Below are 15,467 nucleotides of genomic sequence, written 5' to 3'. Positions count from 1 at the left end.
GATGCACATCCTCTTCGTTGCCGACCCGCTCGAGCACTTCAAGATCTACAAGGACACCACCTTCTCGATGATGCGCGAGGCGCAGCGCCGCGGTCACACCCTGTCGGCCTGCGAGCCGCGCCACATGAGCTGGCAGCGCGGCCGGCCGGTCACGGCCAAGGTGCGCTCGATCACGCTAACGGGCGATCCCGATGTGTGGTTCACCGAAGACGCGGTCCAGGAGCGCCCTTTGCATGAGTTTGGTGTCGTGCTGATGCGCAAGGACCCGCCCTTCGACGCCGAGTACATCTACGCGACGCACCTGCTAGAACAGGCCGAACGCGAAGGCGCGCGTGTGGTCAACAAGCCGCGGGCGCTGCGCGATCATCCGGAGAAGCTCGCGATCATGGAGTTCGCGGAGTTCACCACGCCGACACTGGTCACCCGCGATGCGGCTGCCGTGCGCGCCTTCCACGCCGAGCACCAGGACATCATCCTGAAGCCGCTCGACGGCATGGGCGGCATGGGCATCTTCCGCGTGAAGGCCGATGCGCTGAACCTCGGATCGATCGTGGAGACGCTCAACAAGAACGGCGCCGAGACGATCATGGTGCAGCGCTTCGTGCCGGAGATTACGCAGGGCGACAAGCGCGTGCTCGTGATCGGCGGCCAGCCAGTGCCCTACAGCCTCGCGCGCATCCCGCAAGGCACCGAGGTGCGTGGCAATCTGGCGGCGGGCGGCAAGGGCGTTGCCCAGGCGTTGACCGAGCAGGACCGCAAGATCGCCGAGGCGATCGGCCCGGTGCTGAGCCAGCGCGGGCTTCTGCTGATCGGGCTGGATGTGATCGGCGGCTCGTTGACCGAAATCAACGTGACGAGCCCGACCTGCTTTCAGGAGATCACCGAACAGACCGGCTTCGACGTGCCGGCCATGTTCATCGATGCGCTGGAAACCGAGGTCAAGTCCTAGAAGTCGACACTCGCGTTGAGCACGAAGGTGCGCGGCGCGCCCATCACGAGGTAGTTGGAGCCGGGGTAGCCACCGGCCGATGCCCAGTACGAGTTGTTGAACACGTTGTCGACGCGCGCGCGCAGCGTGAGAAGGCGTCCGTTGCCGATGTCCATCAGATAGCGGGCACCGATGTCGAAACGGTTCCAGTCGGGCAGCTGCTGGGTGTTGGCCGCGTCGGCGTATTGCTTCGAGGTGTAGATGAAGCGCGCGTTGACCGCCAGGCCGCGCACGCCCGGGATATCCCACTCGGCACCGAAGTTGAGTTGCTGGTTCGGCACACCGATCACATCGTTGCCGTTGGTCAGCCCTCCGGGCGTGCTCTCCTGCTTGGCGTCGAGCAGGGTCAGGCCACCCAGCAGGCGCAGGCCGCGAATCGGCTCGCCGAACACGGCCAGCTCGAGGCCCTGGTTGCGTTGCTCGCCATAGGTGCCATAGACCTGGTTCTGCACGAAGGCGAGCGGCTGCGTGGTCGAGAAGAAGGCTGCCGTCGCGCCCAAGCCGCCGTTCTCGTACTTGACGCCGATTTCCTTCTGCTTCGAATTGAAGGGCGCGAAGATCTGGCCGGCGTTGAGCACGGGCGCGCCTGACGAGGTCGTGGCAGGCGCCACATCGCCCTTGATCAGGCCTTCGATGTAGTTGGCGTAGACCGAGATTTCCTTGGTCGCCTTGAACACCACGCCCGCGACCGGCGTCGTCTTGCTCTCGTCGTAGTTGCCCGTCTCGAGGCCCGAGTTGTAGTCGAAGCCGGTCTGCTCGATGGTCTGGCGACGCGCGCCGAGCGTGACGAGCAGCGTGTCCTGCGCGAAGGACATCGTGTCGGCCAGCGCGAAGCTCGAGGTCTTCGTCTTCTGCACGACATGCGGATCGTTCAGAACGCCGCCGGTGAAAAGGTTGGCGACAGGCGGCACCGACGCCACCGGCCTGTAGATGTTGCTCACCAGCGTGTTGGCCGAAATGGCATAGGCGTTGCGCTCTTCGCTGTCGTAGGCGTTGGCCGAAGCGATCACCGTGTGGCCCACCGAGCCGGTCTTGAAGTTGCCGCGCAAGCCGATTTCGCCGGTGCTGATCTTGTCCTCGCGATGGTTGTCGAAGCGGCCGCTGAGGGTGTCACCGAAGACGTTGGTGAGGGTCGGGTTGGACAACACGTTCGTTTCGTCCCCGCTTCGGACGCCGGCGGCCACCCAGCCCATGATGTTGTCGGTGAAGTCGACTTCGCCGCGCACGGTGCCGAAGGTGTCGCGTTCCTTCGAATAGGTCCAGGGTTGCGCGAAGTTGCTCTTGGCGTCCGGCGCGGACGGGATCGGCAGCCCGAACGCCGGTGTGACGCTCGGGCGGCCCTCGCTCAGCTTGTAGTCCTGGTAGCCGACGTCGGCCGAGATTCGCACATTGCGGTTGCGCCAGTCGAAGCCCACGCCCACGGCGCTGAGTTCCTGCTTCTCGTTGTCGACGCCGGTGCCGCCATCGCGCCGCACGGCATTCAGGCGGATGCCGGTGCTCTGGTCCGGGCCGAAGCGGCGCGCGATGTCCGCCGATGCCGAGGCCTGGCCGCCCGTCTGAACGCCCACGCCCACACGCGTCAGTGCCTCGCTCGGCGCCCGCTTGGGCAACAGGTTGATTGCGCCGCCCGGGCCGCTGCCGCCGGGCGCCGCACCGTTCAGGAACGCCGTGGCGCCGAGCAGGACTTCCACCCGCTCGAAGAATTCGGAGGCGATGTACTGGCGCGGCAGCATGCCGTAGAGCCCGTTGTACGCGATGTCATCCGAGAGGACCGGAAACCCGCGCACCACGTACAACTCCTGGAAGTTGCCGAAGCCGCGTGCCTGGCGGATGGACGGGTTGTTCAGCAGGACGTCCGCCACGCTTTTCGACTGTTGGTCCTGAATCAGTTCGTTGGTGTAGGTCGTGACCGAGAAGGGCGTGTCCATGATGTCCTGGGTTCCCAGAATCCCGATGCGGCCGCCACGAGCCACCTGGCCGCCCGCGAAGGGCTTGCTCAGGCCTTCCGCCGAGGCATCCGCACTGGCTTCGACCGTGACGGTCGACAGGGTTGCGGGCGATTCCGCAGGTGCCGCCGGGGCAGTTTGCGCCGACGCGATCAGCGATTGGAGGGCGAGCGTGGTGGCGAGCGCGACGGGTCGCAGCGGGAATCGGAGGGAGGACATGGAGCGGTCTTCGTTCTTGCAAATGAGAACCGTTATTATCTACGCGCTGCCGCACAGAGCCCCTCCACCAGCGACCGAAATCGCCGTCGACGTTGTTTTGATGTCGATTCAGGTGGCTTGGCCGGACCGCCGACCGTCCACGAACACCGCCAACTCCTGAGGCGCGAAGGCCGTCCAGGTCTCGTTGGTCGTCAGCGGGGCCGTCACTACGACGGCGACGCGATCGTTCGGCGTGGTGTGCTCCGCGAAGTCGATGCTCAGGTCCTCGTCCGAAAGCTCCGCCGTGACGAACGGATGCTTGCGCTCCACGTACCAGAGATGCGTCGACGCGTGCGCCCACAGCGCCTGCCCGTTCGACAGCATGAAGTTGAACGTGCCGTGCGCGGCAAGTCGGGGCGCCAGTTCCCGCAGCGTCAGCGTGAGCTCATCGACGCTGGGCACGTCCGCGTGCGACTTGGCCAGCTCCTGCATGATCCAGCAGAAGGCGTGCTCGCTGTCGGTGTTGCCCACCGGATGGAAGTTGCCGTGCAGGCGCGGCCGGAAGTCCTTCAGGTCGCCGTTGTGCGCGAACACCCAGTAGCGGCCCCAGAGTTCACGAACGAAAGGATGGCAGTTCTGCAGGTTCACTGCGCCCTGCGTGGCCTTGCGGATGTGCGCGATCACGTTCCGGCTCCGGATCGGATAGCGCCGGATCAGCTCCGCGACGGGCGATTCACAGGCCGGCTGGTGATCCACGAAATGCCGAAGGCCGCGATCCTCGAAGAAGGCGATGCCCCAGCCGTCGGCATGATGATCGGTGCGGCCACCTCGCTGCGCGAACCCCGTGAAGCTGAAAGTCACATCGGTCGGCGTGTTGCAGTTCATTCCCAACAATTGGCACATGGCGACTATTAGAACGTCAGAACACAACTGCCGCTACGCCGAGCTCGGCGGCGCCGTCTCCCTCAGTTGCCAGGCCGCGCAGATGGCCAGGGCGCACAGTCCCGCCAGCATCGCGAACACTTCGTCGAAGGCGGCGAGCCTCGCCGGGCTGGTGACGGCGTTGGACAAGGAGTCGCCATGCGCCGCCAACCGCCATTCGAGCACGATCGCGCAGAGACTCACGCCGGCAGCGCCACCGAGCATGCGCAGGAAATTGATGGCGCTGGCGCCTTGGGGAATCAGTGGCTTGGCCAGCGGGCGCATCGAGCCCAGATTGAGCGACGGCAGGATGAAGCCAAGCCCCACCCGGCCGACGACCGCGAACACCACCAGCAACCAGATGGCGCTGTCGATGCGCAGCACCATCATCAACGCGAAGGATGCGGCCAGTAGCGCCAGGCCGGTACACACCAGCAGGTAAGTCGGATGCTGGTCCGCCAGCCGCCCGACCCCCGCGATGGTCACAGCCAGCACGATGCCGGCGGGCAGGAGGATGGTGCCTACGTGTGAAGCCGACAGTTGCAGCCCGACCTGCATGTAGACCGGCAGCAGGTAGGTCGAGCCGAACAGCGCCGTGCCATAGATGAAGGCCACCACGCTGCCCATGGCGAACTGCCGGTATTGAAACAGCGCCAGGTTCATCAGCGGCACCCCTCCCGACGCCGCAAAGCGCTTTTGCCATGCGATGAAGGCCGCGAATGCGACGGCTGCGGCCGCGAGCAGACCGACAGCCTGCCAGGGCGAATCGCCGCGCAACGCGACCAGCCCGTTCAGCAGGCAGAGCGTGCCGATTGTTCCCAGTGTGAGCCCGCGCCAATCCAGGCCACCGCTGCGTGCCGCCACCACGCCGCCCGGCGCGGTGGTCGGCACGAACTTGTAGGCAAGCCAGACCGAGGCGAGGCAGAACGGCACCACCATGAAGAAGATCGAGCGCCAGCCGAACAGGTCGACCAGCACGCCGCCGATGCTCGGGCCGATCGCCGGAGCGAGCACCACGCCCATGCCGAAGATGCCGCTGGCGCGCCCCTGCTCGTGCGGCTCGAAGGCGCGCAGGATGATGATCGCGGGGATCGGCTGCACCACGCCCGCCGCGAGGCCTTCCGCCACCCGCGCGAAGAGCACCAGCGAGAAGTTGTTCGACAGCCCGCCGAGCAACCCGCCCGCCAGAAGCAGCACCATGGTTCCCACATAGGTGCGCCGGTAGCCGTAGCGCGACAGCAGCCAGGGCGTGGTGAGCATCGAGACCGTCATCGCGACCATGAAGCCCGAGCTGACCCATTGGGCGCGCTCCTGCCCGAGCGAGAAGAAGTGGCTCATGCCCGGGATCGCCACATTGACGATGGTCGACGACATGATCGAGGCCATCACGCCCACCATCACGGAAAACAGGAGGTACCAGCGGTAGCGCGCGCCGTAGCGGCTGCTGAGGGAATGCGCGGGGGGATTGATCATGGGGCGGAGAATCGGCTCAGGCCGTCCTACAAGGATACGGGCGTTTGAGCACGCGATCGGCCGGCCACTCGTGTCCACAATGCGTTTTGCAGCCTTGACAAGTTCCGCCGCCATGGAAGCCGAAACCGAAATCAACGAAGACAACGCAGGCCACGAAGACCTCGCCGTCGCTCCGGAACCCGCCCCCGACGCCGCGCCGACGCTGGCCGCGGAGCTGCAGGCACCATCGGTCAGCCGTGCGTACCAGTGCCAGTGCGGCCGTCCGGTGTTCCTGCGCAACAGCCAGTGCCTCGCCTGCCAGACGCCGCTGGGCTACGTAGTCGAGAGTCTCGGCGTGGTCCCGCTGGCGCCGGCCGCGCACGAAGGCGCCGAGCCGGACACCTTCACGGTGTTCGGCGATACGAACGGGAAAGCCTATCGCCGTTGCGCCAACCTCATGACCGAGGCCGCCTGCAACTGGATGGTGCCCGCGCCACGCGAAGGCGACGACCCCGCCTTCAATACGGACGGCCTCGTGCCGGGCCTCTGCATTTCATGCAGTGTGACGCGTACGATCCCGGACCTTTCCATCGAAAGCAACGGCGAGTTGTGGCGCGGCCTCGAACTGGCGAAGCGGCGGCTGATCTCGCAGTTGCTCGCGCTCGGCCTGCCGGTGGTGACGCGGCTGAGCGACCCGGTCCACGGACTCGCCTTCGACTTCCTGAGCCACATGCCGGGCGGGCCCCACGTGATGACCGGCCATGAGATGGGCATCATCACCCTCAACGCGGAAGAGGCCGAAGACGCTGTGCGCGAGCGCATCCGCGCCGAGATGCGCGAGCCCTACCGCACGCTGCTCGGCCATTTCCGGCACGAGATCGGTCACTACTACTGGGACCTGCTGGTGCTCCCGACGCCGTGGATCGACAGCTTCCGAGACCTCTTCGGCGACGAACGGGCCGACTACGCCACGGCCTTGCGCAACCACTACGACAACGGCCCTCCCCCCGACTGGGCCAACCGCTATGTGACCAGCTACGCCAGTTCGCACCCCTGGGAAGACTGGGCCGAGACCTGGGCACACTACCTGCACATGGCCGACACCGCGGACACCGCGATGAGCTTTGGCGTCGACGCGCAGAACGTCGAACTCACGAGCGATCTGTTCGAGCTGGCCGATCTCTGGCAGCCGGAGGACCCCAACGCAGGCAAGTTCCTCGACTTCCTCAACGGCTGGATCCGGCTCACCAATGTGCTCAACGAGTTGTCGCGCAGCATGGGCCAGCCCGATTACTACCCCTTCGTGCTGCCGCGCGCGGCCGTCGGCAAGCTGCAGTTCATCCACGAAGTGATCACCGAGCAGCGCGCGCGTGGCGGGCTGCCCGTCATGGTGTCGCAGAACGACATTGCCTCGTCGGCGGACGTGGAGCCCGAGCCGGCTGCGGATGTTCAGCCCTGAGTCACCGCCAGCGCGGCACATCGTGCGCAGATGCAGGCGAGGCGACGCTTCTCGGCCGGCACGCGGGCGAGCAAGTCGGTGCTGAAGTCGGCGTCCATGCACCAGCAGGGGGGCTGCGCCTGGCCGGTCTCGCGCGCGACCTCCATCGCGCACCGGTTCGCCTCGCCGCACAGGGGGCAACGAGAAGGATCGGGCCCCGCCGATTCGCCCATCACGCGACCTCGAACGCCGGCAACTTCTTTTCGACCGCGGCGTTCTGCAGCGTGACATAGACCGGCAGCCCGTCGCGGTAGGTCGGATAGTCCTCGCCCTGGATGAGCGGCAGCAGATAGCGCCGGCACTTCTCGGTGATGCCGTAGCCATCGTCGGAAATGAAGTCGCGCGGCATGAACTTCTCGGCATTGGCGACCGCATCGAGCGGCGCCATGCCGATGCTGTACGCGTACGGCTCGTCGGACGTTCGATCGATGGTCGGCATTACCGAATTCTTGCCTTCGAGTGCCAGTTCGACCGCGCGCCGACCGAGTTCGTAGGCCTGGCGCACGTCCGTCGCCGACGCGATGTGCCGCGCCGAACGCTGAAGGTAATCGGCAACCGCCCAATGGAACTTGTGCCCCAGCGCCTCCTTCACCATCTGCGCCACCACCGGTGCCGCGCCGCCGAGCTGGGCATGGCCGAAGGCGTCCTTGGTGCCCTGCTCCGCCAGGAATGTGCCGTCCGGGTGATGACAACCCTCGGACACCACCACCGTGCAGTAGCCGTGGTACTTCACGAGCGCATCGACGCGCGCGAGGAACGCGGGTTGGTCGAAGGGGATTTCGGGGAACAGGATCACGACCGGAATGCCATGGTCCGCCGCCAATCCACCGGCTGCCGCGATCCACCCTGCATGGCGTCCCATCACCTCGATCACGAACACCTTGGTCGACGTCGCCGCCATGGAGCGCACATCCAGCGAGGCTTCGAGCGTGGACACCGCCACGTACTTGGCGACCGACCCGAAGCCGGGGCAGCAGTCCGTCAGCGGCAGGTCGTTGTCGATGGTCTTCGGCACGTGGATGGCCTGCAGCGGATAGCCCATCGACTGCGACAACTGGCTGACCTTGAAGCAGGTGTCCGCCGAGTCGCCGCCGCCGTTGTAGAAGAAATAACCGATGCCGTGCGCCTTGAAGACTTCGATCAAGCGCTCGTATTCACGCCGGTTCTTCTCGAGCGACTTGAGCTTGTAGCGGCACGATCCGAAAGCACCCGACGGCGTCGATCGCAGGGCCGCGATCGCCTCGGCCGACTCGCGGCCCGTGTCGATCAGGTCCTCGGTCAGGGCACCGATGATGCCGTTGCGGCCGGCATAGACATTGCCGATGCGATCGGGATGCCGGCGCGCTGTCTCGATCACGCCGCAGGCCGAGGCGTTGATCACGGAGGTGACGCCGCCGGACTGGGCGTAGAAGGCGTTGAGGGTGGGCATGCGGCATTCTCCCGCAGCCCTCCGCCGGATGCCAGTGCCTCCTTCAGCGCCCGGGCAGGCCCATCGAGCGCGTGATCACCTCTTTCATGATCTCGTTCGTGCCGCCATAGATGCGCTGCACGCGCGCGTCGGCATAGGCGCGCGTGATCGGGTACTCCCACATGAAGCCGTAGCCGCCGTGCAATTGCACGCACTCGTCCATCACCTTGCACTGCAGGTCGGTGGTCCAGTACTTGGCCATGCTGGCGGTCGCGGTGTCGAGCTTTTCCTGCATCAGCAGTTCGATGCACTTGTCGACGAAGACCTGCGCCACCTGCACCTCGGTCTGCAATTCGGCCAGCGTGTAGCGCGTGTTCTGGTAGGCGCCGACGGTCTGGCCGAAGACCTTGCGGTCCTTCACGTAGGCCACGGTCTGGTCGATGGCGGCCTGCGACGCCGCCACCGCGCTGATCGCGATCTGCAGGCGCTCCCAAGGCAACTGTTCCATCAGGCAGACGAAGCCGCGGTTCTCCTGCGCCGCCCCGCCGAGCAGCGCGTCGGCCGGCAACCGGACGTCGTTGAAGAACAGTTCCGAGGTGTCCTGCGCCTTGAGGCCGAGCTTCTTCAGGCGCTTGCCCTTCTCGAAGCCCGGCATGCCGCGCTCGACGAGGAACAGGCTGGTGCCCTTGGCGCCGCCCGCCGGGTCGGTCTTGGCGACCACGATGACTAGGTCGGCGTGCCAGCCGTTGGTGATGAAGGTCTTGCTGCCGTTCATCAGGTAGCTGCCGTCGGGCTGCTTCAGGGCGGTCGTGCGCACGCCCTGCAGGTCGCTGCCTGCGGCGGGCTCGCTCATCGCAATGGCGCCGATCATTTCGCCGCTCGCAAGCTTGGGCAGGTAGCGCTTCTTCTGTTCCTCCGTGCCATAGCGCAGGATGTACGGCGCGACGATCTCGCTGTGCAGCGCGTAGCCGATCCCCGTGAAGCCGCGAATCCAGAGTTCCTCGAACTGGATCACCGAATAGAGCAGGTCGGCGCCGGAGCCGCCGTATTCCTCGGGCAGTGCCATGCAGAGAAAGCCGTTCTCGCCGGCCTTGTCCCAGACCTTGCGGTCGACATAGCCTTGTTCCTCCCACGCGTCATGGAAAGGTGCGATCTCCTTGTCCATGAAGCGGCGGAAGCTGTCGCGGAAGGCCTCGTGGTCGGGCGTGAAAAGGGTGCGTTCGATCATGGTTTCAGCGCTTGGGAAATACCGGTGCGCGCTTCTGCAGAAAGGCCATCACACCTTCTGCAAAGGTCGGTTGTTCGATCAGCTCGCGCTGGCGCTCGCTCTCGTAGTGAAGCTGGTCTGGCAGGGAGTGCCGCTCCGACACCTCCAGGGCCTTGCGTGCCTCGATCACGGCGTGCACGGGCAGTTGCGCCAGCCGTTGCGCGATGTTCGACGCTTCGAGCAGCAGGAGTTGATCGTCGATGCAGGCCCAGATCAGGCCCCACTGCTCCGCCGTTTCCGCGCCGAGCTTTTCGTCGAGCAAGGCCATGCCCAGCGCGCGCGCGGGCCCCACGCGCCGAGGGATGAACCAGGTGCATCCGAGGTCGGGCACGATCCCCAGCTTCGGCAGGAAGGGCAGGTAGAAATACGCGCTGCGCGCCGCGATGACGATGTCGCACGCCAAGGCCAGTCCCACGCCCGCCCCGGCCGCAGGGCCGTTGACCGCACAGACCACCGGCACGGGCATCGCCCGCAGTTCCTCGATCAGCGGGTTGCTCATCGACTGCATCCAGTCGGCCGTCTGGTCGCCGAGGGATTTCCCCTCTTCGGGCTCGCGCATGGCGCCGAGGTCGGCGCCCACGCAGAAGGCCTTGCCGGCGCCGGTGAGCACAACGGCGCGGACGTCGTGGTCGTTGCGCACGCGGGCGAATGCATCGCGCAACTCGGCTTGCAATTCCAGCGCGATCGGGTTGAGCTTGGCCGGCAGGTTGAGCGTGATCGTCGCAACGCTGTCGTTCAGTTCGTAGAGAACGGTGCTCATCTCAAAGTCTTTCGACGATGGTCACGTTCGCCATGCCACCGCCTTCACACATGGTCTGCAGGCCGTAGCGCTTGCCGCGTTGTCCGAGCGCATTGACCAGCGTGGTCATGAGCTTTGTGCCGGAGGCGCCCAGAGGATGCCCCAGCGCAATGGCGCCGCCGTTCACGTTGAGACGAGCGGGGTCGGCGCCCAACTTCTGCAGCCACGCCAGCGGCACGGGCGCGAAGGCTTCGTTGACTTCGTACAGGTCGATGTCCTCGATCTTCAAGCCTGCCTTCTGGAGGGCGCGCGCCGTCGCCGGGATCGGTGCCTCCAGCATGATCACCGGGTCGTGCCCCATCACGCTCATGTGGTGGATGCGCGCGAGCGGCTTCACGCCCAGCGCCTTCAGGCCGCGTTCGTTGACGACCAGCACGCCGCTGGCGCCATCGCAGATCTGGCTGGCGGTGGCCGCAGTGCAGCGTCCGCCCTCGGCGATCAGCTTGACGCCTGCGATGCCTTCGAGCGTCGCTTCGAAGCGGATGCCTTCGTCGACGGTGTGCATCTCGCCGCTGGCCGAGCCATCGGCCAAGCGAATCTCCACCGGCACGATCTCGTCCTTGAACGCGCCTTCGCGGGTGGCGGCGATGGCGCGCCGGTGGCTTTCGAAGGCGTAGCGGTCGAGCGCGTCCTTCGTGAGGCCGTAGTTCTTCGCGATCATCTCGGCGCCGGTGAACTGGCTGAACTCCACGCCGGGATAGCGCCGCTGCATCGCGGGGCTCATGTACGTGCCGAGACCCGCCTTGGCGGGCAGCGCGTTGGGCGTGAACATGGGCACGCGCGTCATGCTCTCGACGCCGGCGGCGATCACCGCGTCCATGCTGCCCGACATCACGGCCTGCGCCGCGAAATGCAGCGCCTGCTGCGACGAGCCGCACTGGCGATCGACCGATGTGCCCGGCACCGACTCCGGCAGCTTCGACGCCAGCACCGCATTGCGCGCCACGTTGGTCGCCTGTTCGCCGACCTGGCTGACGCAGCCGAGGATCACGTCCTCGACTGCGGCCGGATCGATGCCGCTGCGTGTCACCAGTGCGTCGATGACCTGCGCCGCCAGGTCGACCGGATGCCAGCCCGCGAGCTTGCCGCCGCGACGGCCGCCCGCGGTGCGCGCGGCGGCCACGATGTATGCCTCTGCCATGGAATGTCCTTCGTCCGTGAGATGAGGGCCCGGCGCAAACGGCAAAGCGCCGTCGATTCACGACGGCGCCGAGACCCGCGCATCCATGGCCACGAGCGTCGATGGTTCAACGCCCGGGCGCCCGGGTCAAGCCGGGGACATCCCGTGGGACCACAGTCGCCAAGGCGACGTCGAGCGTTCAGGCCGCGCCCGCTCCGCCGCCACCGTGAGGCGTTCGGCGGTGAAACGCACGCAAGAGGGTTCCAGCGCCGCCACCAGCACGCGCCGGTGGGTGTCGCTGCGAAAGCGCTGGCCCTGCTCCAGGACGATGTCGCGCCGGTCGTGGTCGAGCGTGATCCACAACGAGCCGCTCTGGCATTCGATGTCCACGTCGTGGGCATCGGGCAAGGTGAAGATGGCCTTCTTCGGCATGCTGAGACTGAGGCGCTGAGGGCGGGTGTTCATCGAGGGCTCCTTGGCATTCGTCATGAGAATGAATATAGTGAGCTGAACTGTCCATGTCATACGGTCATTCGGAACTCGTTGCATGCATCCAGAGAATGCGAAGGCGCCGGCACCGGCGGTCGAACTGCCCCCTTTGGAGCTTTTGCGCAGCTTCGAGGCGGCCGCGCGCACGCTCAGCTTCACGCAGGCGGCCGTGGAGGTGTTTCTCACGCAATCGGCGGTGAGCCGGCAGATCCAGCAGCTCGAAGGCAGCCTTGGCGTGCTGCTGTTCGAGCGCCGCCACCGGGCGCTGGCGCTGACCGAGGCCGGGCGCGTGCTCCAGCGCGCGGTGGTCGAGAGCCTCGAGCGGCTGCGCGACGCCACCGCGCGAGTCCGGGCGGTACCGGTGCTGCGCCAGGTCGCCATCACCACCACGCCGGGATTTGCCTCGCTGTGGCTCATCCCCCGCCTGGCCCGTTTCACGGCGGACCACCCGCTGGTCGACGTGCGCATGTCCGCGACGCTCGACGTGCTGGATCTGGAACGCAGCCGCCTCGATGTGGCCGTGCGCTTCGTGCCGATCACGCGAGGTACCGGACCAACGCTGTTCGAAGAGTCCGTCATGCCGCTGTGCGCCCCGCGCGTCGCCGCCGCGCTGCACGTGCCGGGCGATCTTGTGGAACAGACCCTGCTCACGGTCGACATGCCCAACCACGCGGAGGCACCCACCGCCGACTGGGAGCCCTGGCTCGAGGTGATGGGCCTGGCCGACCTGCGCATGAAGAACACCATGCGCTTCACCCAGTACGCGGATGCCGTCGCCGCCGCGGTTGCCGGCCAGGGGGTCGTCATCGGCCGCCTGCCGCTGCTGCGCGAACTGGTCCAGACCGGGCAGCTGGTCGCGCCTTTCAGCGAGGGCGCCGCATCGCGCCGCGGCTATTTCATCGAGACGTCGCGCCGTGCGGCCGGAAATGCCGATGCGCAGGACTTCGTGCGCTGGCTGCGGGCCGAAGCCGAGGCGGCGCGAAGGGGCTGAGCGACCGCATTACAGTCGGGGCAACGCATTCGCCCGCTGGCGACCCGATTCCGCAGACAACACATCTCGATGACTCCGACAACCGACACCGCTTCCGCGCCAACCGCCGCCAGGAAAGGCGGCCGCCCCGGGCGGCAGAACGCCACGACCGCCAAGCCGAAAGCGGCGCCGCAGCCGCGCGCACGCAAGGTCCATCCCGCGCTCGAGAAGCTTTTCGAGCTCTATCCGAAGATGTTCGGCGCGCGCTTCCTGCCGCTCAAGCTGGGCGTGTACCAGGAACTGCTGGCCCTGCATCCGGACGAGTTCAAGAAGGAAGACCTCAAGATCGCGCTGGGTCTGCACGCCCGTTCCACGCGCTACCTCGAAGCTGTCGCCGCCGGCGAAAAGCGGCATGACCTGAACGGCGTGCCGGTGGAGGATGTTTCCCCCGAGCATGTCCACCACGCCATCCTCGAAGTGTTCAAGCGGCGGCAGTCGCGCACGGCCGAAGACTTGCGGCCCATGCTGCGCGCACGGCTGGTCGAGGCGATCGAAGCCTCGGGCCTGACGCGCGAGGAATATGTGCTGGCCGTTCGCACCCAGGACGAGGCGACGACGGCCGTGCTCGACGAGGCCTTCGCCGAAGTGGGCGCGCGGACCGCGAAACGCGAGGCGCTGCAGCGGGCCTTCGAGGCCAGCGGGCGCACCGTGGCGGAGTTCGCCGAGATGTACGGCATGGACCCGGCCGAGGTTGCGCGCACCTTGAGGCGTTCCGGGCAAGACTGACCGCCGAGGTCAGCCGGACTCGCTGCTTTACCTGGCAGGCGGCATCGGCAGGTCTACCGGTATTCGCTCCCGGCCGTTATGGCGTCTGCGATGCCTTCGGGCCGCGCGCGTCTTCAGCCAGGAGCCCCCATGCCGAACCGTCCGATGTCGCATGTCAAAGTCGCCGCCGCAGCGCTCCTGTGGGTCATCGTCGCCATCGCGCCGGCCCAGGCGCAGCCGGCATCGGAGGCCGAAGCGATCCATGCGCTGAATCGCCTCGCTTATGGTCCCGGGCCCGGCGAGGTCGGCCGCGTGATGCGTCTCGGGCTCGATCGCTATGTCGACGAGCAATTGCATCCCGAGCGCCTTCCCCTGCCACGCGACTTGGCGGAACAACTCGCCTCCCTGTCATCGACGTCCGCGTCGCAGCGCGAGCTGATCACCAAGTTCCGCGAGGCCGCGCAAGCCGCCAAGAACGACAGCGAAGACGGCAAGGCGATGCGGCGCGACTTTTATCGGCAGGTCGGCATCGAGGCCGGCGAAGCGCGCCTGTGGAATGCCGCCCGGAGTCCGCGGCAGTTGGAAGAGCGGATGGTGGACTTCTGGTTCAACCACTTCAACGTCTTCGTGGGCAAGGGCCTCGATCGCGTGTTGGTCGAGAACTACGAGCGCGAAGCCATCCGTCCGTATGCGCTCGGGCGCTTCCGTGACCTGCTGGGCGCCACGGCGCACCATCCCGCCATGCTGTTCTACCTGGACAACTGGCAATCCGCGGCACCGGGCTACCAGCCAACGGGCTTGGCCGGCCCCGCGGCCAGGGCCACCGGGCTGAACGAGAACTACGCCCGCGAGTTGATGGAACTGCACACGCTCGGCGTGGATGGCGGCTACACCCAGAAGGACGTGACGGAGCTGGCCCGGATCCTCACCGGCTGGACCTTCAATGCGCGACTCACCACCGGCGCGTCCGTTTTCTACTTCGACGCGCGCCGGCACGACGGCGGCGACAAACTCTGGCTCGGCCAGCGCTTCGGCAACGGGGGGCAGGCCGAAGGAGAGCGGGCGCTGGACATGTTGGCGACGCATCCGGCGACGGCGCGTCACATCAGCTTCCAGCTGGCGCAGTATTTCGTGAGCGACCGGCCGCCGCCCGCGCTGGTGGATCGCCTCGGCAAGCGGTACCTGCAGACCGGCGGCGACATCCGTGCGGTCCTCAAGGTGCTGTTCGACAGCCCCGAATTCCGGAGTCCGGCCGTTCGAGACGCCAAGTTCAAGACGCCCTACGAGTACGTGATCTCCGCCGTGCGCGCCACGAACGTCTCGTTCGACAACGTGCAGCCCTTCCTTGGCACGCTGCGGCAATTGGGCATGCCACTTTATGGATGCCAGACACCGGACGGCTACAAGAACACCGAAGAGGCCTGGCTCAACCCGGACGCCATCACCCGCCGCATCGGATTCGCGACGGCGCTCGCGGCGGGTCGCCTGCCCAATGCGCCGTCAGGGCCCGTCGACGCGGATGCGCTGCTGGCCACGCTCGGCAGCGGCGTTTCCGTGAAGACGCGGGCCGCCATGGCTGATGTCACACCAGAATTGCGCGCGGCCCTTGTATTGGGCAGCCCCGATTTCATGCGCCACTGATTGCA

Annotated in this window: 14 protein-coding genes; 5 read left to right on the top strand and 9 right to left on the bottom strand. The window is 66.6% G+C overall.

Translation table 11 applies throughout. The features are described 5' to 3' along the window. Position 1 precedes the first annotated feature (1 nt). Positions 2 to 949 (top strand): glutathione synthase, encoded by a 948-nt coding sequence (gene gshB, locus AC1D3B_RS19010; protein WP_478192215.1) that lies wholly within the window; start codon positions 2 to 4, stop codon positions 947 to 949. On the opposite strand, the gene AC1D3B_RS19005 is transcribed toward gshB, so the two are convergent. The 3 genes from AC1D3B_RS19005 to AC1D3B_RS18995 form a co-directional block, all read right to left on the bottom strand. Then, a complete protein-coding gene (locus AC1D3B_RS19005) occupies positions 946 to 3,153 on the bottom strand; it encodes a TonB-dependent receptor (RefSeq protein ID WP_478192214.1) in 2,208 nt (735 codons plus the stop codon). The genes gshB and AC1D3B_RS19005 overlap by 4 nt on opposite strands. Before the next feature lie 108 nt (positions 3,154 to 3,261). After that, a complete protein-coding gene (locus AC1D3B_RS19000; protein WP_478192213.1) occupies positions 3,262 to 4,035 on the bottom strand; it encodes a class II glutamine amidotransferase in 774 nt (257 codons plus the stop codon). 33 nt (positions 4,036 to 4,068) lie between these two features. Beyond that, complete coding sequence (locus AC1D3B_RS18995; RefSeq protein WP_478192212.1) at positions 4,069 to 5,526, bottom strand: MFS transporter; 1,458 nt, start codon at positions 5,524 to 5,526, stop codon at positions 4,069 to 4,071. A gap of 112 nt (positions 5,527 to 5,638) precedes the next feature. Here AC1D3B_RS18995 and AC1D3B_RS18990 point away from each other — a divergent pair, with 112 nt between their 5' ends. Further along, entirely contained in the window at positions 5,639 to 6,964 is a 1,326-nt protein-coding gene (locus AC1D3B_RS18990; protein WP_478192211.1) for a zinc-binding metallopeptidase family protein, read from the top strand. On the opposite strand, the gene AC1D3B_RS18985 is transcribed toward AC1D3B_RS18990, so the two are convergent. The 6 genes from AC1D3B_RS18985 to AC1D3B_RS18960 all read right to left on the bottom strand — a co-directional run bounded on the left by AC1D3B_RS18985 (position 6,955) and on the right by AC1D3B_RS18960 (position 12,062). Then, positions 6,955 to 7,176: a cysteine-rich CWC family protein gene (locus AC1D3B_RS18985; protein WP_478192210.1), complete on the bottom strand. Its 222-nt coding sequence runs from the start codon at positions 7,174 to 7,176 to the stop codon at positions 6,955 to 6,957. The two genes, AC1D3B_RS18990 and AC1D3B_RS18985, sit on opposite strands and share 10 nt — an antisense overlap. Then, on the bottom strand, positions 7,176 to 8,432 hold the full coding sequence (locus tag AC1D3B_RS18980; RefSeq protein ID WP_478192209.1) for a 6-phosphofructokinase: 1,257 nt from the start codon (positions 8,430 to 8,432) through the stop codon (positions 7,176 to 7,178). The genes AC1D3B_RS18985 and AC1D3B_RS18980 overlap by 1 nt, the downstream gene beginning before the upstream one ends. Positions 8,433 to 8,475: 43 nt before the next feature. Then, a complete protein-coding gene (locus AC1D3B_RS18975) occupies positions 8,476 to 9,639 on the bottom strand; it encodes an acyl-CoA dehydrogenase family protein (RefSeq protein WP_478192208.1) in 1,164 nt (387 codons plus the stop codon). A gap of 4 nt (positions 9,640 to 9,643) precedes the next feature. Next, positions 9,644 to 10,438 carry an enoyl-CoA hydratase-related protein gene (locus tag AC1D3B_RS18970; protein WP_478192207.1) on the bottom strand — a complete coding sequence of 265 codons (795 nt, stop codon included), beginning with the start codon at positions 10,436 to 10,438 and terminating at the stop codon, positions 9,644 to 9,646. 1 nt (position 10,439) lies between these two features. After that, complete coding sequence (locus AC1D3B_RS18965) at positions 10,440 to 11,618, bottom strand: acetyl-CoA C-acetyltransferase (RefSeq protein ID WP_478192206.1); 1,179 nt, start codon at positions 11,616 to 11,618, stop codon at positions 10,440 to 10,442. A gap of 126 nt (positions 11,619 to 11,744) precedes the next feature. Continuing rightward, on the bottom strand, positions 11,745 to 12,062 hold the full coding sequence (locus AC1D3B_RS18960) for a DUF2917 domain-containing protein (protein ID WP_478192205.1): 318 nt from the start codon (positions 12,060 to 12,062) through the stop codon (positions 11,745 to 11,747). 82 nt (positions 12,063 to 12,144) lie between these two features. Here AC1D3B_RS18960 and AC1D3B_RS18955 point away from each other — a divergent pair, with 82 nt between their 5' ends. The 3 genes from AC1D3B_RS18955 (at position 12,145) to AC1D3B_RS18945 (ending at position 15,462) form a co-directional block, all read left to right on the top strand. Continuing rightward, the gene (locus AC1D3B_RS18955; RefSeq protein ID WP_478192204.1) at positions 12,145 to 13,077 is read left to right on the top strand and encodes a LysR substrate-binding domain-containing protein; all 933 of its coding nucleotides are present in this window, start codon (positions 12,145 to 12,147) and stop codon (positions 13,075 to 13,077) included. Between the two features lie 69 nt (positions 13,078 to 13,146). After that, positions 13,147 to 13,842 (top strand): ProQ/FINO family protein, encoded by a 696-nt coding sequence (locus tag AC1D3B_RS18950; RefSeq protein WP_478192203.1) that lies wholly within the window; start codon positions 13,147 to 13,149, stop codon positions 13,840 to 13,842. A 129-nt stretch (positions 13,843 to 13,971) separates the two neighbouring features. Further along, positions 13,972 to 15,462 carry a DUF1800 domain-containing protein gene (locus AC1D3B_RS18945; protein WP_478192202.1) on the top strand — a complete coding sequence of 497 codons (1,491 nt, stop codon included), beginning with the start codon at positions 13,972 to 13,974 and terminating at the stop codon, positions 15,460 to 15,462. Positions 15,463 to 15,467: the final 5 nt, after the last annotated feature.

The sequence above is a fragment of the Variovorax sp. P5_A3 genome (assembly GCF_056400665.1).
Note: the sequence above shows the minus strand (reverse complement) of the source record. Positions and strands in the feature narration are given on the sequence as shown.

What these genes read in the sequence shown, in the direction of transcription:
- AC1D3B_RS18975 (WP_478192208.1), bottom strand. Translation starts at nt 9,639, where the DNA reads ATGATCGAACGCACCCTTTTCACGCCCGACCACGAGGCCTTCCGCGAC.
- AC1D3B_RS19005 (WP_478192214.1), bottom strand. Translation starts at nt 3,153, where the DNA reads ATGTCCTCCCTCCGATTCCCGCTGCGACCCGTCGCGCTCGCCACCACG.
- AC1D3B_RS18995 (WP_478192212.1), bottom strand. Translation starts at nt 5,526, where the DNA reads ATGATCAATCCCCCCGCGCATTCCCTCAGCAGCCGCTACGGCGCGCGC.
- AC1D3B_RS18965 (WP_478192206.1), bottom strand. Translation starts at nt 11,618, where the DNA reads ATGGCAGAGGCATACATCGTGGCCGCCGCGCGCACCGCGGGCGGCCGT.
- AC1D3B_RS18980 (WP_478192209.1), bottom strand. Translation starts at nt 8,432, where the DNA reads ATGCCCACCCTCAACGCCTTCTACGCCCAGTCCGGCGGCGTCACCTCC.
- AC1D3B_RS18985 (WP_478192210.1), bottom strand. Translation starts at nt 7,176, where the DNA reads ATGGGCGAATCGGCGGGGCCCGATCCTTCTCGTTGCCCCCTGTGCGGC.
- gshB (WP_478192215.1), top strand. Translation starts at nt 2, where the DNA reads ATGCACATCCTCTTCGTTGCCGACCCGCTCGAGCACTTCAAGATCTAC.
- AC1D3B_RS18970 (WP_478192207.1), bottom strand. Translation starts at nt 10,438, where the DNA reads ATGAGCACCGTTCTCTACGAACTGAACGACAGCGTTGCGACGATCACG.
- AC1D3B_RS18955 (WP_478192204.1), top strand. Translation starts at nt 12,145, where the DNA reads ATGCATCCAGAGAATGCGAAGGCGCCGGCACCGGCGGTCGAACTGCCC.
- AC1D3B_RS18950 (WP_478192203.1), top strand. Translation starts at nt 13,147, where the DNA reads ATGACTCCGACAACCGACACCGCTTCCGCGCCAACCGCCGCCAGGAAA.
- AC1D3B_RS18990 (WP_478192211.1), top strand. Translation starts at nt 5,639, where the DNA reads ATGGAAGCCGAAACCGAAATCAACGAAGACAACGCAGGCCACGAAGAC.
- AC1D3B_RS19000 (WP_478192213.1), bottom strand. Translation starts at nt 4,035, where the DNA reads ATGTGCCAATTGTTGGGAATGAACTGCAACACGCCGACCGATGTGACT.
- AC1D3B_RS18945 (WP_478192202.1), top strand. Translation starts at nt 13,972, where the DNA reads ATGCCGAACCGTCCGATGTCGCATGTCAAAGTCGCCGCCGCAGCGCTC.
- AC1D3B_RS18960 (WP_478192205.1), bottom strand. Translation starts at nt 12,062, where the DNA reads ATGAACACCCGCCCTCAGCGCCTCAGTCTCAGCATGCCGAAGAAGGCC.